This is a genomic window from Nocardia sp. NPDC004151, from assembly GCF_042874235.1.
In the GTDB taxonomy this organism is placed as follows: Bacteria; Actinomycetota; Actinomycetes; order Mycobacteriales; family Mycobacteriaceae; genus Nocardia.
In genome coordinates, this window is sequence record NZ_JBIAMR010000014.1 from 203462 (window position 1) to 223382 (window position 19921).

Annotated in this window: 19 protein-coding genes; 10 read left to right on the top strand and 9 right to left on the bottom strand. The window is 66.6% G+C overall.

Going from position 1 to position 19921, the window contains the following annotated elements:
* Window positions 1–83 precede the first annotated feature (83 nt).
* Window positions 84–2486, bottom strand: coding sequence for an MFS transporter (locus ACFYTS_RS27910; RefSeq protein WP_387308354.1), 2403 nt, complete (start codon window positions 2484–2486; stop codon window positions 84–86).
* 262 nt (window positions 2487–2748) lie between these two features.
* Window positions 2749–3408 carry a PhoU domain-containing protein gene (locus tag ACFYTS_RS27915; protein ID WP_357286829.1) on the bottom strand — a complete coding sequence of 220 codons (660 nt, stop codon included), beginning with the start codon at window positions 3406–3408 and terminating at the stop codon, window positions 2749–2751.
* Between the two features lie 195 nt (window positions 3409–3603).
* Between ACFYTS_RS27915 and ACFYTS_RS27920 the strand changes: the two genes are divergently transcribed.
* Entirely contained in the window at window positions 3604–4764 is a 1161-nt protein-coding gene (locus tag ACFYTS_RS27920; RefSeq protein ID WP_387308356.1) for an AI-2E family transporter, read from the top strand.
* On the opposite strand, the gene ACFYTS_RS27925 is transcribed toward ACFYTS_RS27920, so the two are convergent.
* The gene (locus ACFYTS_RS27925; RefSeq protein WP_387308358.1) at window positions 4761–5639 is read right to left on the bottom strand and encodes a DMT family transporter; all 879 of its coding nucleotides are present in this window, start codon (window positions 5637–5639) and stop codon (window positions 4761–4763) included. The genes ACFYTS_RS27920 and ACFYTS_RS27925 overlap by 4 nt on opposite strands.
* A 154-nt stretch (window positions 5640–5793) precedes the next feature.
* Between ACFYTS_RS27925 and ACFYTS_RS27930 the strand changes: the two genes are divergently transcribed.
* The 4 genes from ACFYTS_RS27930 to ACFYTS_RS27945 all read left to right on the top strand — a co-directional run bounded on the left by ACFYTS_RS27930 (window position 5794) and on the right by ACFYTS_RS27945 (window position 9404).
* The gene (locus ACFYTS_RS27930; RefSeq protein ID WP_387308360.1) at window positions 5794–6750 is read left to right on the top strand and encodes an esterase/lipase family protein; all 957 of its coding nucleotides are present in this window, start codon (window positions 5794–5796) and stop codon (window positions 6748–6750) included.
* 149 nt (window positions 6751–6899) lie between these two features.
* Entirely contained in the window at window positions 6900–7238 is a 339-nt protein-coding gene (locus tag ACFYTS_RS27935) for a DUF397 domain-containing protein (RefSeq protein WP_387308396.1), read from the top strand.
* Window positions 7151–7381, top strand: a complete 231-nt coding sequence (locus ACFYTS_RS27940; protein ID WP_387308363.1) for a DUF397 domain-containing protein — start codon at window positions 7151–7153, stop codon at window positions 7379–7381. The genes ACFYTS_RS27935 and ACFYTS_RS27940 overlap by 88 nt, the downstream gene beginning before the upstream one ends.
* 160 nt (window positions 7382–7541) lie before the next feature.
* Window positions 7542–9404 carry a glycoside hydrolase family 5 protein gene (locus ACFYTS_RS27945; RefSeq protein ID WP_387308365.1) on the top strand — a complete coding sequence of 621 codons (1863 nt, stop codon included), beginning with the start codon at window positions 7542–7544 and terminating at the stop codon, window positions 9402–9404.
* A gap of 366 nt (window positions 9405–9770) precedes the next feature.
* Here the strand turns inward: ACFYTS_RS27945 and ACFYTS_RS27950 are convergent, their stop codons facing one another.
* Window positions 9771–10259 carry a hypothetical protein gene (locus ACFYTS_RS27950; RefSeq protein ID WP_387308368.1) on the bottom strand — a complete coding sequence of 163 codons (489 nt, stop codon included), beginning with the start codon at window positions 10257–10259 and terminating at the stop codon, window positions 9771–9773.
* A gap of 238 nt (window positions 10260–10497) precedes the next feature.
* Window positions 10498–10986 carry a DUF4265 domain-containing protein gene (locus tag ACFYTS_RS27955; RefSeq protein WP_387308370.1) on the bottom strand — a complete coding sequence of 163 codons (489 nt, stop codon included), beginning with the start codon at window positions 10984–10986 and terminating at the stop codon, window positions 10498–10500.
* Between the two features lie 167 nt (window positions 10987–11153).
* Here ACFYTS_RS27955 and ACFYTS_RS27960 point away from each other — a divergent pair, with 167 nt between their 5' ends.
* Entirely contained in the window at window positions 11154–11558 is a 405-nt protein-coding gene (locus tag ACFYTS_RS27960; protein ID WP_357286855.1) for a hypothetical protein, read from the top strand.
* Between the two features lie 59 nt (window positions 11559–11617).
* Here ACFYTS_RS27960 and ACFYTS_RS27965 read toward each other — a convergent pair whose 3' ends face one another.
* A complete protein-coding gene (locus ACFYTS_RS27965) occupies window positions 11618–12520 on the bottom strand; it encodes a LysR substrate-binding domain-containing protein (RefSeq protein WP_387308372.1) in 903 nt (300 codons plus the stop codon).
* 125 nt (window positions 12521–12645) lie between these two features.
* Here ACFYTS_RS27965 and ACFYTS_RS27970 point away from each other — a divergent pair, with 125 nt between their 5' ends.
* Complete coding sequence (locus ACFYTS_RS27970) at window positions 12646–12957, top strand: EthD family reductase (protein ID WP_357286860.1); 312 nt, start codon at window positions 12646–12648, stop codon at window positions 12955–12957.
* Window positions 12958–13202: 245 nt separating this feature from the next.
* Here the strand turns inward: ACFYTS_RS27970 and ACFYTS_RS27975 are convergent, their stop codons facing one another.
* The gene (locus ACFYTS_RS27975; protein WP_387308375.1) at window positions 13203–14714 is read right to left on the bottom strand and encodes a multicopper oxidase family protein; all 1512 of its coding nucleotides are present in this window, start codon (window positions 14712–14714) and stop codon (window positions 13203–13205) included.
* A 94-nt stretch (window positions 14715–14808) separates the two neighbouring features.
* The gene (locus tag ACFYTS_RS27980) at window positions 14809–15744 is read right to left on the bottom strand and encodes a MerR family transcriptional regulator (protein ID WP_387308378.1); all 936 of its coding nucleotides are present in this window, start codon (window positions 15742–15744) and stop codon (window positions 14809–14811) included.
* A 106-nt stretch (window positions 15745–15850) separates the two neighbouring features.
* Here ACFYTS_RS27980 and ACFYTS_RS27985 point away from each other — a divergent pair, with 106 nt between their 5' ends.
* The 3 genes from ACFYTS_RS27985 (at window position 15851) to ACFYTS_RS27995 (ending at window position 18845) form a co-directional block, all read left to right on the top strand.
* Window positions 15851–16486 (top strand): TetR/AcrR family transcriptional regulator, encoded by a 636-nt coding sequence (locus ACFYTS_RS27985; RefSeq protein ID WP_387308379.1) that lies wholly within the window; start codon window positions 15851–15853, stop codon window positions 16484–16486.
* Between the two features lie 88 nt (window positions 16487–16574).
* Window positions 16575–17708, top strand: a complete 1134-nt coding sequence (locus tag ACFYTS_RS27990; protein ID WP_387308381.1) for a phosphotransferase family protein — start codon at window positions 16575–16577, stop codon at window positions 17706–17708.
* Window positions 17709–17756: 48 nt separating this feature from the next.
* Window positions 17757–18845 (top strand): TIGR03857 family LLM class F420-dependent oxidoreductase, encoded by a 1089-nt coding sequence (locus ACFYTS_RS27995; protein ID WP_387308383.1) that lies wholly within the window; start codon window positions 17757–17759, stop codon window positions 18843–18845.
* 33 nt (window positions 18846–18878) lie between these two features.
* Here the strand turns inward: ACFYTS_RS27995 and ACFYTS_RS28000 are convergent, their stop codons facing one another.
* The gene (locus ACFYTS_RS28000; protein WP_387308385.1) at window positions 18879–19817 is read right to left on the bottom strand and encodes a family 1 glycosylhydrolase; all 939 of its coding nucleotides are present in this window, start codon (window positions 19815–19817) and stop codon (window positions 18879–18881) included.
* Window positions 19818–19921: the final 104 nt, after the last annotated feature.

Consider the following 19921-nt stretch of genomic DNA (forward strand, 5'->3'; position numbering starts at 1 on the left):
CCTGGATCAGTCCCAATACCGAAGAAGGGACTGTTTTCAGTGCGGAACCTAGCAGTTGGACCGTCGTCCTGCTCGCTGAAATCTCAAACCCGGTCCGCCACCTCCCGGAGGTCCGCGCCCACCATCTCCCTGCGGTCGAGGCTCGCCGCCTCCATCCGCTCGTACCCGAGCAGGACATCGTGCGCCACTTCGCCGTCGGCCACGGTGACCCGGCTGAAGGCGGCCGGATAGCCGCGGGCCATCACGGTGTAGCGACCTTCCGCGAGATCCGGCACCACGTAGCGGCCGGTGTCGTCGGTGCGGGTGACCGCGATCAGGTCCCCGGCCTCGTCGAGCACGGTGATCTGGGCGTCGGGGATGCCGTCGCCGCGTTCGTTGCAGGCCGACCCAGCCAGGACCGCGCGCGGCGCGAGTTCGATGTCGTGGCGCAGCATTCCGCTGTCGGGCACGGTGAGGGTGACCGCGGACGGCCGCATGTGCTCGGCCACCGCGACCAGCGTGTAGGTCCCGGCCAGCACGCCGCGGCAGGTGAAGTCGCCGTCGGCGGTGGTGACGGCCGAGCCGACCACGTCACCGAAGTGGTCGGTCAGGGTGATGGTCGCGTCGCCGAGCGGCGCGCCCCGGCCCGCCGACCGCACCACGCCCGACACCTCGCCGGAGCCGAGCAGGGCGACATCGAGCCGATGTGGGCGGCTACCGACCGAAATGCTCACCGCGGCGGGCTGATAGCCGTAGGCGGACACGATCAGCACGTACCCACCCGTCCGCGGCGCACCGATCAGGTACTCCCCGTCCGCATCGCCGACGGCCCGCGATACCTGGCGTCCGCGCTGGTCGATCAGGGTGAGCACGGTGTCGGGCACCGACTGCCCGTCCTCCCGGCGCACCCGGCCCGACACCGACAGCCCGGGCGCCTCCTCGAACACGAGCTCCGGTTCCGGTTCCGGTTCGAGCTCAGGCTCGACGATCTCCTCCTCGACGACCGCGACCGGTTCCGGAGTGTCCTGCAGCGGAATCTCTTTCATGAACAGCAGCACGACCGCCGCCACCACCGCGACCGCGGCGGCCACCGCGAACACCCCGCCCATGGCGTGGGTGAAGCCGGTCAGAATGGGTGTACGCACCTGTTCCGGCAGGTCCGCGATCCCGCTGGTATTGGCCTCGATCCGCCCCAATTGCGCAGCGTCGAAACCTGGCGGCAGTTGACCGCCGAAGGCGGCCAGGATCTTTCGCGGCAGCAGATTGAACAGGATGGTGAGGAACACCGCGACCCCGAGGGTGCCGCCCATCTGCCGGAAGAAGGTGGCCGACGCCGTGGACACACCCATGTCGGCGCGCGGTCCGGCGTTCTGGGCGGCGATGATCAGCGTCTGCATGCAGCCGCCCAGGCCGAAACCGATGACGCCGCAGTACAGCAGCGGCTGCCACAGCGGGCTGTCGAAGCGGACCAGCGCGAACAGCACCGATCCGGCGGCGATGATCAGCGAGCCCAGGATGGGCAGCGCCTTGTAGCGTCCGGTGAACTTGGTGACCAGCCCGGACAGTTGCGCGCCCAGCATGATGCCCAGCACCAGCGGCAGCATGAAAAGTCCGGAGCGCGTCGGTGAGTACCCGCGCACCACCTGGAAGTACAACGGCACCAGCACGATCGCGCCGAACATGGCGACGCCGACGATGAACCCGCCCAGGATGGCGATGCTGAAGGTGCGACTGCGGAACAGCCGCAAGGGAATCAGCGCGGAGTCCTTCATGAGCAGTTCGACGATGAGGAACACGATCAGCCCGGCGGCGGCGATGCCGTAGCAGAGCAGCGCGTGCTGCGACTTCCACCCCCATTCGCGTCCCTGCTGGGCGACGATGAGCAGCGGAACCGTGCCCGCCGCAAGGGCTATCGCCCCGAGCCAGTCGGTGCGGTGGCGGTGCCGTTCGAAGGGCACGTCGAGCACCTTGCCGACCACCACCAGCGCGAGTGCGCCGATCGGGACGTTCACCAGGAACACCCAGCGCCAGCCGGACAGTCCGAGGATGTGGTCGGCGTTGGAGAAGAAGCCGCCCAGGACGGGGCCCAGCACGGTGGCGATGCCGAAGACCATCATGAAATAGCCCTGGTACCTGACCCTTTCGCGGGGCGGCACGATATCGCCGATGATGGTGAAGGCCAGCGACATGAGTCCGCCCGCGCCGACGCCCTGCAGCGCGCGGAATCCCGCGAGCTGGTACATGGAGGTGGCGAAGGTGCAGGCCACCGAGCCGAGCACGAAGACGCCGATGGCGATGAGGTAGCAGGGTTTCCGGCCGTAGATGTCGGCCAGCTTGCCGTAGAGCGGCGTCGAGATGGTGGCGGTGATCAGGTAGGCGGTGGTGGCCCAGGCCTGTTTGTCGAAGCCGTGCAGGCTGTTGGCGATGCGGACGATCGCCACGCTGACGATGTTCTGGTCCAGCGCCGCGAGGAACACCCCGAGCAGCAGGCCGGACAGGATGGTCATGATCTGGCGGTGCGAGAGCGTTCTCTCGGCGGGCGCCGAGGGTTCGCTCGGCGCTGTTTTCTCGGTGGACGGTGCGACCCGGACCGGCGCTGCCACCCGCGACGGGGTGGATACCGATGCCTGGGTAGAGCTGTTTGGCATGTTTGGGGCCCTTGTCGGATTTCGGCTTGCCGTGCGTGCGGTGCTACTCGAAAAGACCTCGCCATGAAGCAATTCGGGCAGCTTACTCCCGCCGATCGGGGCCCCTCACAGGAGGTGGTGGTTACGCCTCCGTTTGCGCGTAGAGCGGAATGCCGGTGTGGAAGAAGCGAATGAGGCGGCCGATGCGCACGCAGTGGTCGGCCGCGCGCTCGAAGTGGTGGGCCAGCAGGGCGATGTCGATGGCCATGGCCGACCCGTGCGCCCAGCCGTCATCGGCCGCGAGCTCCACCAGACGGCCGCGCAGGCGCTCCAGGTTCTCGTCGCGCGGGACCAGCACGCGGTCGCGCGGCGGGTTCTGCGCCGCAATGACTCTCACCGCGCCGGCGGCGAGATGCGTGACCGCGCCGGACATTTCCCCCAGCAGGTCCAGGACGTGCTCGGGGGCCACCGGGTTCGGGTAGCGGCGCACCACCACGTCGGCGACGCGGCTCAACGATCGGCTCACGGCCAGGAGGTCGTCGGCGATCTGCATGGCGGTGATGACCTGGCGCAGGTCACGGGCAACCGGGGCTTCCAGGGCCAGCAGGATGACCGACCGGTCCTCGCATTTGGCGTGCTCGATCTCTACCTGCTCCTCGAGCGCGAACACCTCGTACGCGGCCGTCAGGTCGGCGCCGAGGAGCGCTGTCGTGGCCCGCTCGGAGGCCTCCTGTGTCAGCTGCGCCATATGCGCGAGCTCCTCGGTCAGCGCCATCAGTTCGCTGGAGAATTTCGTGCGCACTCGCATATCTTGGCCGCCCTCCCGCATGCCTGCACACTATCGCGGGAAAACCTTTCTCTCCGAATGGGTCTCGATTCCGTTCACCAGAAGTAAACAGACCGTCCAGATTTGTCTGATTTGTCCACCGGTTGTTCGATTCGACCTGCTTCGGTGGGTCGTAACCGGAAACACCCGCCGGTAACCGAGACTGGCCCCGTGGCCGCCGACAACCCAGACCCGCCGCAGCGGACCGCCATGCCCGCCTGGCTTCCCCGCGCCATGGTGCTCGCCCTGGCCCTGCTCGGGCTGTTCGAACTCGCCAATTGGGCGGCGCACCAGCTCATCGGGATCGCGATCATGATGACGGTGGCGTTCTTCGTGTCGCTCGCCATGGAGCCCGCGGTGGACGGGCTCGCCGGGCACGGCGTGAATCGGGGGCTGGCCACCGGGGTGGTGTTCGTCATCGTGTTCGCCTGCGCCGCGGGGTTCGTCGCGACGCTGGGCGTGCTCCTGGTCGAGACCGTCTCCCATGTGGTGAGCGAACTGCCTCGACTGGTCGACGAATTGGTGAATTGGGTCAATCGCGTATTCCACCAGAATTTCACCTTGGATCAGTTGCGCGATCGACTCTTCAAGGACTCGGACATCATCAGTTCCTATGCCGAGCGGGCGGCGAACAATGTGTGGGGCTTGTCGAGCACGGTGCTGGGCGGGCTGGCGCAGTTCGTGACCATCGCGCTGTTCAGCGTGTACATGACCGCCGACGGCCCCAAGCTGCGGCGCTCGGTGTGCTCGCTGCTGCCGCCCGCGAAACAGGGTGCGGTGCTGCATGCCTGGGACCTGGCCATCGACAAGACCGGTGGGTATCTGTATTCGCGGGCGCTGCTGGCGGTCATCTCGGCCATCGCGCACGGGGCGTTCCTGGCCCTGCTCGGCCTACCGAACGCGCTGGCGCTGGGCATCTGGTTCGGCGTGGTGGCCTCGTTCGTGCCGACCATCGGAACCTATATCGCGGGCGTGCTGCCGATCCTGGTGGCGCTCACCATCAGACCGCTCGACGCGGTGTGGATTCTGCTGTTCGTGGTGGTCTACCAGTGGGTTCAGGACTATGTGCTGCAGCCGCGCATCACCGCGCGGACGGTGGACGTGAATCCGGCGGTGGCGCTGCTGTCGGTGATCATGGGCGGGGCGCTGCTGGGGGCGGTGGGGGCGCTGCTCGCCATTCCGGCGACCGCCACCTTGCAGGCGTTTCTCGGGGAGTACGTGAAGCGGTACGAGGTCAGCGAGGATCCGCGGATCGAGCGGAAAGGCGGGGCACACAAGCAGCGCAAGCTGGATGAGGCCGCGGCGAAGGACGCCGAGGAGTCCGAGGACTAGGCGCGAACCGGGACGGCGTCCTCGGGCTGCTTGGCCCGTGCGGTACCCAGGATCGAGCCCAGGATCACCAGCGGGAAGCCGATCGCCATGCCGGCGGTGAGCGGCTCGTTCAGCAGCGAGACGCCGATCAGCAGGGCCACGGCCGGATTGATGTAGGTGATGACCGTCGCGCGGGACGGGCCGACCTCGCCGATGAGGGCGAAGAAGACGACGAACGCGAGCGCCGTGCACAGCAGGCCCAGCCCGACCACCGACCAGGTCGCGCCCGCCGGGAAATGGGACGGCATGCGCCACAGCGTGAACGGCAGGTAGAGGGTGGCCGCGAAGACCAGCGACGCGGTGACCACGCCGATCGGCGGCAGCTCTTTCAGCTTGCGGTCGATGATGATCGGGCCCAGGGCGTAGCCGATCACGCTCACCCCGATGGCGGCCAGCGCGCCCAGGTTCGACATGTCGATATCCAGACCGACCAGTGCGGTCACCCCCGCGAAGCCGATCACCAGGCCGAGGATCCGGCGCGGATCGAGACCCTCGTGCCCGAGGCGGGTGGTGATCACGATCGCGATCAGCGGGACCGCCGCGATGAGCAGCCCCACCGTCGAACTGGTCAGTCGAGTCTCCGCGTGCCCGATGAGCAGCCACGGCCCGGTGATCTCCACCAGCGTGTACACCAGCACCCAACGCCACTCCCGGAACACGGGCCACAGGACCTTGGTGAACAGCGCGACCGGCAACAGCACCAGCGCACCCAGCAGCGTCCGCCCGAATGCCACGAACACCGGATCGAACTCCCCCACCGCCACCCGGATCATCGCGTACGGCACGCCCCAGATAACGCCCATACCCAGGAACAACAGCCACCCGCGCTTACTCACCGCACACTCCTTCCGATCCCCGGGAGCGTAGGGCACGCCGCCGACACGCTGAACCAGTCGTCCGAACGCGGCCGCCCGCCGAAGTATTTCGGTGAGGAACGCGACACCGGCAGCTTCGGAGACAAACGGGGCGCCGGGAGGTAGACAGATGTGGATGCGAGTCGGCACTGTCGTCGCGGTCACGGCGGCCGCGATCGGACTGAGCGTCACCCCCGCCGCGGCGGCCCCTCGGCCCGGCCCGATCGGCGAACCGCCGCCGAGCGTCGCCGGGCCGCTCCGGAACAACGGAACCGGCCAGCCCGCCGAACACTCGCAGCGCAGGCAAGCAGGACAGACCTCGACGACCCTCGAACCCGCGCTGGACTGCGTGCCATCACCGGAACAACCGAATCCGGTTGTGGTGCTGGGCGGTTTCGGGGCGGCCGGCGACATCCGCGGCACACTGGAAAGACAGATGGCCGGAATCACCAGCGGGATAAGAGATCTCGGTGGCTGCGCCTTCATCTTCGGTTACGGCATCATCGGCCAGATGCAAGCGGCGGCACCGGTCGCTGAATCAGCGGGCCAGTTGGGAGCGTTCATCACGAAGCTGCTCGCGACGACCGGAACCACCCACGTCGACATCGTCGCCCACTCGTCAGGCGCGCTGGTCGCGAACTACTACCTGAAATTCCTCCACGGCGGCCCGCACGTCGACCGCGCGACGTATCTCGCACCGGTCACCCAAGGCGCCACCGCCGCCGCCCTGATCGGCGGCCTCCCGGGCTCCCCCGAGGGCCTCGCCGGAATCCTCGACGACGCGGCAGATCCCCTGCACCCCGCCATATTCGCCGGGGTAGCAGGCGCCCTCGACTGCCTCGCCGGATCCCCGGTCACCCAAGCCCTGCTCACCGACGGAGTCACCGTCCCCGGCGTCATCTACGCGGTCCTCGCCACCCACGGCGACCAAGTCCTCACCCCACCCGGCCAAGCCTCCTTCATCAACGACCCCCGCGTAGAAAACGACTACTTCGAAGACCTGTACCCCCAAGCAGGCCTGTCCAGCCACGCCACCCTCCCCATGCAACCCGAAGCCGCGCAATGGGTGATCAAACAGCTCCTTTCCGAATAGTCGAATCCCTTCCCCCACTGAACATTCACCCAAACTGCCTCCGCTTCGTAGCCACCACCAGCCGACCACAGCAAGCCTCGACGCCAAAGCAAGCCAGATCCTGGTGACGCGGTTGGCAAAGGAGTACGCGCGTGAATAGCGAACTACCCGTGACGAACTGGTTCAAGAGCAGCTACAGCCAACCTCAGGGCGAATGCGTCGAGGTAGCGTTCCTCGACTCCGGCAGAATCGGTGTCCGCGACTCCAAGAACCCCACAGGCCCGGCCTTGCTCTTCGATCTAGGCGAGTGGGACGCCTTCACCGTGGGGGTCAAGGCGGGCGAATTCGACCGCCCGCAGCCTCATCCCCGAACCCGCCTTTGCCAGGCGGAAGAACAGACTGGCAGAAGGGTGAGCAGCCCATGCACAACCAATCCGGCACAAACCCCCGCCTTCACGACGCCGACTTCCGCAAAAGCTCCCGCAGCGGCAACGGCCCCGACTGCGTAGAAGTCGCCTTCCTCGCGGACGGGGACGTCGCGGTACGCCACTCACAGGCCCCGAACGGGCATGTCCTCGTCTACACGCCCAGCGAGTGGGACGCGTTCACCCCGGGGCGTCAAATCCGGCGAGTTCGACCGCGCGACGGGTGATTGACAACAAAAGCTGATCAAACACCGAAGATTAGATGTTTCTGAAATCCGGCTCCCGACCCTACTGTTGCTCCTCGACCGGCCCGCCGGAGTGGCCCGGGTCACCATTCGTCAGTGGCGCCGATCAATCGGATTGGTCTCGCGACGATGAGGATTCGGAATGAGGAAGCTAGCCACGGTGCTGCTCTTGCTCGGAACACTGGTGGTTCCGTTCATGCACAGCACCGTTCCCGCAAACGCTGATCCCGGCGGCATGAAGGGCCCGTTGAGTACGAGCGGACGATACATCGTCGACGCCAACGGCAATCGGGTGAAGTTGAAGTCCGGCAACTGGCACGGCTCGAGCGGCACCTGGACCGGCAGTGGCGACGACGAGGTCACGGCCAACAATTTCTCCGAGGAGAACGGGCACCGCGCCCCGCTGGGCCTCGACCGGGTGCCGATGGCCAAGCTGATCGGCGACTTCAAGGCGCTGGGGCTCAACAGCATTCGCCTGCCGTTCTCGAACGAGATGATCACCGACAGCCGGGCAGTACAGGGCCTGACCGCGAATCCGGAACTCAACGGCCTACGGCCGATCGAGGTGTACGACCGGGCCGTCGCCGCGCTCACCTCGGCCGGACTCGGCGTCATCCTCAACAACCACACGACCACCACCCGCTGGTGCTGCGCCGTGGACGGCAACGAGCGCTGGAACTCGGGCCAGTCCTGGGAGAAGTGGATCGACGACTGGGTGTTCATGACCGCCCGGTACCGCAATGACCCCGGGGTCATCGGCGCGGACCTGCGCAATGAGGTGCGCCGCGACACCTGGGACAACCCCAACTGGGGCCAGGGCGACAGCCACGACTGGGCCGACGCCGCACAGGAAGCCGGCGACGCCATTCTCACCAAGGGCAATCCGGATCTGCTCATCATGGTCGAGGGCGTCAACTGGATGGGCATCCCCACCGACCTGACCTGGCATGAACGACCGATGCTGGAGCCGGTGAAGCGGCTGTCCACCACCTTGGTGAAGTCCCACAAGGTTGTCTACGCGGTCCACTTCTACGGCTACATCGGCCCCAAGCACACCGGCGGCACCGGCATCAGCGGCGGTGAGACCCACGACCCGCGCTTCCGCGACATGTCTCGCACCGACCTGTTCAAGTCCATGGACGAACGCGCCGGATACGTCGCCACCACCGCCGACACGCACTTCACCGCCCCGGTCTGGGTCAGCGAATTCGGCATCGGCAAAAGCGATGCCAACGACCTGGACAAGGCGTGGTTCAAGAACATGGTCGACTACCTCATCGAGCGCGACCTCGACTTCGCCTACTGGCCGATCATCGGCTACCAGCAGAACGACAAGGGCAACTCCTGGGGCCTGCTGCGCTATGACACCACGGGCGGACTGCGCAAAATCACCGACGCCGACGACTGGCGCGCTTCGCATTTCAGTCGCCTGATCGAGGCGAACGGCTTCACCGGCAAGGTCAACCCGAGCCGTACCTGGTCCATGCTCCAGGGCATCCACGAGGACGACAACCGCTCGATCCGCGCCGCCGCCGACTGGGACAGCGGCGCCCACAAGATGGTGTGCCCCGACGGCCAGCGGCTGTTCGGTGTTACCGACCGCGGCCAGGGCGGCCTCTGCGGTGACGCCACCCTGGGTGATCTGTGGCAGTCGGGCACCGGTGCGGTCAAGGTCAGCACCGAGAAGGTCAGCACCGACTGGGCGAGTGGTTTCACCAAATACCAGTGCGCCGAAGGCCAGTTCATGATCGGCTACAGCCTCCGCGGCGACTCCATGTCCGGAATCCTGTGCGCCCCCGGCCGAGTCCCGCTCGCGGGTTCGGGCCGCACCCTGTGGTTCGACCGCGGCGACAACCGCCCCTCCTCCGGCGAAGGCGGCGACTGGGCCAACAGCTACTACAAGGGCCAGTGCAACGCCAACGAGTACGTCGCCGGAATCGCATTCTCCGGCAACAACAACCGCGGCAACCGCCCCCAGGCCCTGTACTGCCGCACCCTCCCCTGAGCCCCAGCTGCCCGGCAGCCGAAGCTCACGGGCCTGATCCTTCCCCGGGAACACAGGCCCACCACCAGCCGACCGGTGCCCGGCCGTCTCACCCAGAGACGGCGGGCACCGTCCTCGCATTCCGGCCGGCGGACTCGCAGCGGCTCCCCCGGCCAACCGTGATCTAGACTGCGCGCCATGATCGGTGGACTCGGATTCGTCTGCTCGTGCTGTGGAGTGCACCATTCCGAGGTACCGATGAATTACACAACCGCGGCCCCGGTCGTGTGGGAGCTGGACTTCGCCGATGTCGTCGTGATGCCCGCATGCCGCACTCGCCAGCGATAACGACGTCCCGCGAACTCCAGGCCCCCACTCGAAATCAGTTCAGCGCATGGGCAGGTTGAATTTGCTGCAATAGTCAGCCGGCGGCGTGGCTTCGTTCAGCAAACGCACGCATATGATGGCGATCAGACCGATACCCACGCAGGTAATCAGCGTCGGAACGATTCCACTGATTTGGCGGCGAGTCGCCGAGGTGCGCAGCAGGTGATTGGCCATGACCGCGAGCAGCCCTGTCACCAGACCCACGAACGACATGCTCAGCAGCCCAGCGACACCAAGAAACAAGAGTGCGAAACCGGCTCCCCCGTCGATGAGGTGCACGCAATCGAGGGTTATGCCCACCATCCGGTGGTAAGTCCACGCCGCCACCATCACGCCTATGACCGGATACAGCAGAATCAGCCACGGCGACCACCGACGCGGCATCGCATAAACCTGGCCACCGGGAATATTCGTCGCAAACATTCGATCATGCTGGCACGCAACGACGAACGCCTCATCGGTCGCACCGAATCCGCACGAAATCTCCACGGGCTCTCCACAACTGCCTATACGAGTTCCCCGACTGCCTTACTAAATGCCATCCACGTCGCATAGGACCACGATGTTGGATTCTGCCTCCAGCACCAACTCTCGCCCCGGAAACGAGTGCAACACGCAGCCATCCTGAACGTTGGAACCCGAACCGATGACGATCTAACCGAAATCGCCTCGCAGGCTGGCCGTCGGACCGATGTAGCAGCCACTCTCAACCACCAACCTGCTGCCATCACCCTCGAGCAGTGGCCTTCCACGCTTCGGTGACGCACCCTTGCTCCCAGTGCCACCAGCCCTGCTCCGCACCGTGTTCCAACAGCTTGCGGATCTTCGGCAGGTCCGCATCGGGCGGTACATCCAAGGCCACCATCCGGTAGTGCTCAATGCCTTCGCCTGTCGTGCCGAGGCGGTGGAAGGCCTTCAATACGCTCCCCCGAGCGGCAGCCGAACCGTCGTCTTTCAGCACGATCAAGCGGATGGTGCAGTTCTGCGAGGGCTGGACCGTCTCGCCGGCCCAGAGGACACCCTCGTCATCCGGCTGCACCGTGATGATGTCCCCGCTGGCGACTCCGCGGACGAACCAGGGCGTGTTGTCCAACCGCGCGGTACCGTCACCGAGGTCTATCGCCCACAGACTTTCGACGCTTGCCGGCGGCCACCCCCGCTCGTCGATGTCCATACGGAAGTGGACTTTCACGTGGTCGTCACGGATCTCGGTCACCTGCCTATCGTCCAACATCCACCAAAGCCCGCGGTCTCAGGCGGTCATCGCGGGGCACAGAAGATTCACGGACAGAGTGCTTCATGGCCGCCTGTGGTGGGCGCTGAAGCCGATGGGCGCGCCCTCGGATAGGGCAAGGTCACGCAGATCCATGGTGAGGTGGGCACGTGACGAGACAGAGTCCCCCACCACGTTCCTACGGTCCGGAGTGGTCGAAGACAGATCCTTCGGTCAAGGCCGTGGCCGATTGCCATGACGTGTATGAACTGCTCGACCACAATGTTCGGCAGCGGCCGGGGATGTGGGCCCGCGGGGAGTCATTGCAGGAACTCATGATGCTGCTGTGCGGATACGGCATCGCACTCGAAGTGCATTCCGTGCCAGAGGAGTTCGCCCTCAGCCCCACTGGGCCCTTCGCATGTTGGCTGCGCAAGGAGTTCGGGTGGGGTATGGCTATGGGCTGGGCCACGGCCATCGAGGACCACCTTGACGAGGATGAGACCGCGATAGATGCCTTCTTCCGTCTCCTCGATGCGTACCGGGCCACTATCGGAGCACACCAGTCGCGGTGAACCAGTAGACGGAACCATCTGCTACTGCCGCATGACGTCAGTCTCGCGCGAACTGCGCGTCAGTCCGGCAGCCAGTGCAGCTCGTGCGCCAGGGCTTTGGCGATGGTGCGGATGCGGCGGTGTAGTGGTGACTGCTCGCGCGGGAGGACCAGGTGGATCGTCAAGGTGGGTGCGCCCTGTAGCGGTCGCCACGTGAGGCCGGCCGGTGATGTCGTGACCGCGGCTTCACCGGCCGGGGCGAGGGTGAGCCCGTCACGGAGGTCGCGCTGGGACAGGTCGAAAGAGACTGCGGGCGTGTGGAATCGGGGGGTTGGCTGGATGTCGCGGAACAGGGCGGACAGCTGATCGTGGATCACGGGGTTGGCGGTGCGGTCGGGGAGTCGCAGCGGATACGCGGCCGCATCGGCGATCTCGATCTCCGGGTGTTCGGCCAGCGGATGATGCTGTGCCAATAGGATCCCGACGCGCTGACGCCGCAGCAGGAACCGGCGCACGCCACGGCCCGGCTGTTCACCGCGGGTGATCCCCGCATCGATGCGGCCGTCGGCGACCGCGGGAGAGATCTCCGGTGTCGCCATCGGGACCGCGCTGACCTCGAGTCCTGGGCTGCTGTGAATGAGCCTGTCCACCAGGGCCGGTGCTGTCTCGGCCCCCGCGCTGAGGCTGTATCCGATGCGTAGCGTGCCCAGTTCACCGGCCCCGGCATGCCGGGCGGTGTCCCATGCCCGGTCCAGCGCCGCCAGCGCGGGCGGCGCGGACTCCGCCAAAGCCGCACCGGCCGTGGTCAATACGACGCTACGCGTGTTACGAACCAGCAGGCTCGTACCGAGTTCCGCCTCCAATCGGCGCATCCGGGCACTGAGCGCGGGTTGCGCGATACCGATCCGTTCGGCCGCGCGGGTGAAGTTCAACTCCTGCGCCAGCACCAGAAAGTACCGCAGGCTCACCGTATCCGGCGCCACATACCCTCCCCGTCGAGTGATAACGATCCGTTCTGAGCCTATCCCGTCCCGGTCTTTCCCTCGACCACACATCACGCCCTAACCTGCGTTTATGACGATTCGAACCAGCCGCCCAGGAGGCAGTTATGCATAAGTTGGTGGTCCTATACCCCAAGCCCGCCGACCCGGACCACTTCCGCGACTACTACGTGAACAACCACCTTCCGCTGGTCATGAAATGGCCCGGCCTGCTCGCGTGGCGCTACAGCTTCGACGTGGCGGCGACCAAGGGCGAAGCGCCGTATTTCGCGGTCTTCGAAGCCGACTTCGCTGACGCCGCCGCCATGGCCGCGTCGCGGGAATCGGAATATGGCCAGCGGGCGGCCGCCGATGTCGTCAACTACGCCACCGGCGGTTTGGTCGTCATCGACTATCCGGTGCAGGACGGCACCAGCTAAAGCAGGGATCGGGCGCCGCGAATACCTGCGGTGCCGAATTCCGGAGCGGCCCGATTCCGGTCGGCGGGGCCGCCCCGACTTCCGGGGCTCCCAAGGGCCCGAAGAGTTGCCGCCGGCACCATCGGGCGCGACCGACGTCGTGGGCCTGGACGAACCTTCCGTTTACAGGCCCTCTCGGCACCGGTTGACGGCGACCCGCGTCCAGTTCGTCAGGCTCGCGCTGTCGCGCCGCTCACTCTTGACCGTCAGTGCCCGGCGTGGTGAGGTGTTCCGGCCTGTTGTCCTGGATCCACGACGACGAATTGGCCCATCATGCCCAGATCCTCGTGCCAGAGGAGATGGCAGTGGAACATGTACGGGGCATTGGGATCCGCGGGGCCGTCGAAGCGGACCAGCAGTTTCACGGTGGAGCCCGGGGCTACGAAGACGGTGTCCTTCGGGCCGCGGAGAGACTCGGGCGGTTGGCTACCGTTCACGTCCGTGACCGCGAATTGGGTGTCGTGGATGTGGAAGTTGTGCGGGGTGCCGTCGCCGTTGTGGACGACCCAGGTCTCGGTGGTGCCGCGAGTCACCGTGGCGTCGACGCGGCTCATATCCATCGCCTTGCCGTTGATCTTGCCGAACTCCAGCTCGAAGGACCGCTCCCCCACCGAATCCGCGGCCTTCGGCGTCTGCGGGGTGACGAGGTGGTCGGGTAGGGCCGGTACCGGCCGAAGCGTTGCGGCGGCTCGTAGTTCGAGGATGTCGAATCGGTCGTCGCCGCCGCTGAATCGGTTGGTGAACATGTCGAGTCCGGCGTCGAGGCGGTCGCTGCGCAGGGTCACGCGCTCGCCCGGCTTCATGCGGACCACGATTTCGGCGCGCTCGCCCGGGGACAGTTGTACGTGCTTCAGCCGGGCGGGGCGCTCCAGCAGGCCGCCGTCGGTGCCGATGAGCGCGAAGTCGCGGCCATCGGAGAGGCCGAAGTTGTAGATGCGCGCGGGGGACGCGTTGACCAGGCGCAGTCGCACCAGTTCGTCGCTCACCTCGCGGTAGGGCGCGAGGGTGCCGTTGACCAGGACCTCATTGCCCAGGAATCCGGCGTCGCGGAACGCGCTGTGCCCGAAATCGAACCGCCCGTTGCGGAATCGCACGTCCTGCACGAGCAGCGGGAAATCGTCGACACCGTAGCTGTGGGGCAATGCGAGCGCGTCCGAGGCGTCGTCGTCGAGCAGGAACATCCCGGCCAGCCCCCGGCTGACGTGGGTCTCGGTGGCCCCGTGCGGGTGCGGGTGGTACCAGAGGGTGGCGGCGGGCTGTTCGACCGTCCATTCCGGCTTCCACTCCGCACCCGGTTCGACCATCTGATGCGGTCCTCCATCCATCGCGGCGGGCACATGCATGCCGTGCCAGTGGACGGTCGACGCTTCCGGCAGTTCATTGCGGACCCGCACTCGAACCTGCTCCCCGCGGCGCGCACGCAGGGTCGGTCCGAGATGGTCGCCATTGAATCCCCAGGTATCGGTCACCTGTCCGGTGCGGAATTCCTTACTGCCGGAACGCATGTCGAGTTCGAACTCCCGCGCCCCGTCCGCCGCCACGGTCGACGGGGCCAGCGGCGGGATGGCCAGCGGACGCACGAAATCCACCTTCCCCACGGTGGATACTTCAGCCGAGGTGTAGACCCAGGCCGTCGCACCGCTCAGCCCAACGACCACAACCAGCACCGCCACGCCCAGCCGGACCAACACCCGCCGCATTCGGGACCCGTCTCTCATGCCTCGAACGCTAGGGAAAACCCGCCGTTCCGCGGATCCGGCGGATCCCCCAAATCGCTCCCTGATTCACCCGAGAGAATCCCCGGTGGATCCCCTAGGCCGGGTGGGCGCGCAGCGCGGCGGCGAACCAGGTGAACACCGGCCCCAGATCGGGCATCTCCGGCCAGCCGTTGATGGCCGACACCAGCCGCCAATAGCGTTCCACGCGTGAATCATTGGCCACCTTGAGCCGCTCGAGGATCCAGCGGCGCAGTCGCGCGTCGTCGGGCTTGCCGAAGGTGTCGGCGTAGCGCGCGGTGAGCCCGTCGACGACCGTGGCGGCGGCCTCGGAGTCGGCGCTCAGTCCGTCGGCGAGGGCCTTACCGATATCGGTGCGGACGGCTTCGGTGAGGTCGTGGTGCAGCCCGGTGGAATCGCCCTCGGCGCGTTCCCGGGCCTGGTACTCGGCCATGGCCCGGACCGATTCGCGGAAGTCGTTGTCCTGCACCAGTTCCACAAGTTCCATCCACGCCGTGATCTGCGCGACGGTCGGGTCGTCCGGCAGTTCGGGCATGCTGGTGCGGACCAGCTCCACCATGGCGGGATTGGCGTCCACGCCGCCGTACGCGGCGTCGACGAAGTCGTCGATCAGCCGGCGGCGTTCGGCCTCGGACAGGCGCATCAGGTTGTGCATGAGTTCCATTTCCTCTCGGTGGGAGCCCCGCTCGGCCACGGCGCGCAGGACCGCGCGCCGCATCCGCAGGATCCGGATCTGCACGTCGAGCGCATCGGCGTGGGCCGCGGCCACCGCGGTCAGCGAGGTCTCGCGCGCCAGCACCCGCGCCACGGTGGGCAGGTCGATGCCCAATTCGCGCAGGGTGCGGACCAGTTCCAGGCGGGTAGCGGCTTCGGCGTCGTAGAGCCGGTAGCCGGTCGGGGTGTGATCGGTCGGCGGCACGATCCCCTTGTCGGAGTAGAACCGGATCGTCTTGACCGTCAAGCCGGTCCGTTCGGCCAGAGCGCCGATCGTGAAGAGCGTGTCGTCGTCCATGCCCCAACCTTCCTGTCTCCCCCGGATGGAGACTCAAGTCCTCCAGCTATCGTCGGACCGATAATCGGAGATTCCGAGATTTCGGACATGCGAAACGGAAGCGGCGATGACCGAGACGAGTTCGACAATGCAATCCGCGGCCGGAACTCGCCTCAATCGGAAGGGGCGGGAGACCAGGCAGCGGCTACTCGATGTGGCCATCGGCTGTCTCGCGACGGGGTCCGGGGAACCGCTGTCGGCGAATCGGGTCGCCCGGGAGGCCGGGGTCAGCTGGGGGACGTTGAAACATCAGTTCGGCGATATCGACGGACTGTGGGCGGCCGTGCTCGTCGAATTGACCGATCGCACCGGGGCGAACAGCCCCGAGAGCTGGCCGCAGGTGACCGGGACGATCCGGGAGCGGGCGTGGGAGATGGTCGATGCCATGTGGACCATCCTCGGCACTCCCGAGGGGCGGGCGGTCGAGACGCTGCGGGCCGGACTGCCCAATGGCCAGAAGGAACGGCTCGAGGATTTCCCGCTGACCACGGCGGCGATGGCCGGGTACGAGGACGCCTGGCTCAGGGCCTTCGAGTACTTCCTCGCGGACCTGCCTCTCGACGCGGAGAAGGTGCATCGCGTCCAGGCGCTGATCCCGATGGCCATGCGCGGCATCAATAACGAGCGCCGGCTGTCCTCACCCGCCGAACTGACCGAAGCGCGCCACTGCCTGGTCGACTCCATAGCGTTTTACCTGCTATGACTCACACTCTTTGAGAACCCTCGTTGACAATTGTGACGGGGAGGTCCACTGTTACCTCCAGCTTTCGCAATCCAGTCAGGAGTGACTCATGTCTCCGTCTCCCGATGATCAGGGCATGCGCCTGCAGCGCAGTAGCCGTGACACCGCCGCCCTGATTCCCCGCCTCACCGCATGGCTGGCCACGCAGCTGCCCGACGACGCGAATCCGGAGCTCACGCTGGGGTCCGGCATCGACAGCAACGGCATGTCCGCGGAGACGCTCACCCTCACCCTGCGCTGGCAGGAAGCCGGAACAGAGCAGATCAACGACCTGATCGCCCGGGTCGTCCCCGCCCCCGGCGACTTCCCGGTCTACGAGCGCTACAACCTGCGCGAGCAGTTCGACGTGATGCGCATCGTGGCCGACGCGAGCGACGTCCGCGTTCCCCTGGTGCGGTTCCTCGAACCGACCGGCGAGGTACTGGGCACACCGTTTCTCCTGATGGATCGGGTCGACGGCCAGGTGCCGCCCGATGTCATGCCCTACACCTTCGGCAACAACTGGCTCTTCGACGCAGATCCGGAGCAGCAGCGCGGCGTGCAGGAGAGAACGGTCGAAACGCTAGCGAAGATCCACGCGATCCCGGACGCGGCAACCACGTTCGCGTTCCTCGACCCCGCGCACCCCGGTGACAGCCTGCTCGAGCGGAACCTGAACCGCGCCCGGGCGTGGTACGAGTTCGCGGCACGCGACATCGGGCCATCACCGTTGGTGGAGCGAATCCTGAAGTGGCTCACCGGCAATATCCCGGAGCCGTCGTCGTACGAGGCCGTGCTGTCCTGGGGCGACGCGCGACTCGGCAACCTCATGTACCGGGACTTCGCTCCGGTCGCGGTGCTCGACTGGGAGATGGCGACGATCGGCCCCCGCGAGCTCGATGTCGCCTGGATCACGTTCGGGCACCGCGTCTTTCACGCCATCGCCGAAAACTTCGGGTTTCCCGGCATGCCGGACTTCATGCGCGTGGAAGACGTCCGGGCGAGCTACGCCCGGCACTCGGGCGTCGAACTCGCCGACCTCACCTGGTACACGATGTTCGCCGCCCTCAACTACGCCGTCGTCTTCCTGCGCGCCGGCGGCCGGCAGATCCATTTCGGTGAGATGGAGCGCCCCGAGGACATCGAGGTGCTGCTCCACCACCGAGCGATCGTCGAAGAACTGCTCACCGAACTCGGCGCCTGAAACCCGGCGTCCGCCTGTTTCGAAACCTATTAGGGAAGTACAACTCTCGTGACCGATCAACTGAACGAACTGTCCTACTACTGCATCACCCGGCATCCCGCCGACGCCCGCGTCCTGCTGCCCGAGGCCCGCGACGCCGAGCGAATCGGCCTCGGCTCGTGCATGATCGGCGAGCGCATGACGGTGAAGGACTCCGCCGTCCTGTCCGGCGGTCTCGCCGGATGCACCACCGACCTCGGAATCGCCGCCGCGGCAACCAATCACCACACCCGCCATCCCATGGTGACCGCGACCATCGGCTCGACCATGCAGGCGATGACCGAGGGCCGGTTCGCCATGGCCTTCGGGCGCGGGATGGCGGCGAACTGGAAGGCGATCGGGCTGCCCGCCGTCACCGAGGCGCAGCTGCGGGATTTCGTCGGCATCCTGCGCCGCCTGTGGGACGGCGAGACGATCGTGAATCACGATGGGCCCGCAGGCAAATGGCCCGTGCTGTACCACCAGAACGGCCTCGACGAAGCGCCGCCGATCGGCTTCGTCGCGGTGGGCCCGAAGACCATGGAACTCGCCGGTGAGATCGGTGACTTCGTCGTCCTGCACACCTTCTTCTCCGACGAGGCCACCGCGAACTCCGTCGCCGCCGTGCGGCGTGGCGCCGAGCGGGCGGGCAAGGACCCCGACAGCGTCCGCGTCTGGTCCTGCCTGGCGACCGCGAGCGACGCGCTCACTCCCGAGGACCAGCTGCGGCGGCGGACCGGCCGCCTGGTGACCTATCTGCAGGCGTACGCCGACATCCTGATCAGCGCCAATGGCTGGGATCCGCAGGTGTGGGAGCGGATTCGCGGCACGCAGCTGTACCAGGACGCCGCGGCAGCGGGCCCCATCGACGCGTCCGCCTCGGTCGAGGTGCTGGAGCAGCTGGACGCGCTCATTCCGGACGAATGGCTCGCCTCGGCCGCCTACGGCACGCCCGAGCAGTGCGTGCGGAAGATCTCCCGCGAATACGACCTCGGCTGCCACTCGGTGATCATGCACGGGGCCAGTCCGCACGAGCTGGAATCGGTGGTGGACGCCTACCGGGCCAACCGGCCCACCCTGCGCCGGGCCGTGGCCGCCAACCCGGGAAAGTTCGCCTGAGACAGGGGTTCTCGCCGTGCATCGAGCCGATGGTCAGCCATCGGCTCGAGGTGCGGCGACCGGGGTGGCGCAGCTGGCGGGTGGATCGATCAGGCGACAGTCGGCGACTGGACGCAGGGGCAGGTAGTCGGCGGGGACCCCGTCGTGCGCGATGATGGCGCGGTAGGTGACGACCGCGTCCGTGGGGATTCGGGTCAGGGCCGGATCAGTGCGCACGTTCACCGTGTAGAGACCGAATCTCGGTGTGTAGGAGCTCCATTCGTAGTTGTCGGTCAGGCTCCAGTAGTTGTAGCCGATGAGGTTCATGCCATCGGATCTCGCACGCTGGAGCCAGTAGACGGTGTCGCGGAGGTGATCCGAGCGGGTGTAGCCGTCCGCGCGGGGTCGAGCGTTCTCGGTCGGCATGCCGTTCTCCACGATCCACAGCGGCTTACCTGGAAAGCGCTGTGAATAGTGCTGCAGCGCAAAGTAGATGCCCTCGGGACGGACGGGGAGATCCCACATGCCCGAGGGTGCGTTCGCGGCGGCGAGATCCGGCGGTTCGTAGCCGAAGTAGTAGTCGACGCCGATGAAGTCGAGCCGGTCGCCGATCCGGTCCATCAGGGGTCCGTTGACCTGCGACTCCGCCCCGGCGACATAGCCGACATTGCTGGTCACGAGCGCGTTCGGCTGGATCTGGTGGATGTAGTCGTAGATGGCGTCGTGCGCCTGCGCCACGCTGTCGAGCATCTGATCGGCGTCGGTTCCGTTCTGGCGGACCTCGTGCATGATGTACGCGACCGGCTCGTTGATGGTCACCCAGACCGGATTACGGGCGGCGTAACGGTCGACCACCTTACGCATGTTGGCGAGCCAGTCCGAGACCATGCCGGGATCGCGCCAGCCGCCGCGGTCGGCCGCCCAGCCGGGATACACCCAATGGTCCAGCGTCAGCATCGGACGCATACCGGCGGCGACGATGGCCCCGATCACATCGTCGTAGAGCCTGTTGCAGAATCACTTGCCAGGCTGATAGCCCGCGCTTTGAATCACATTCGGGGACAGGAGGGTTGGTGCGGTCGGGTTCTGGTGGTGGT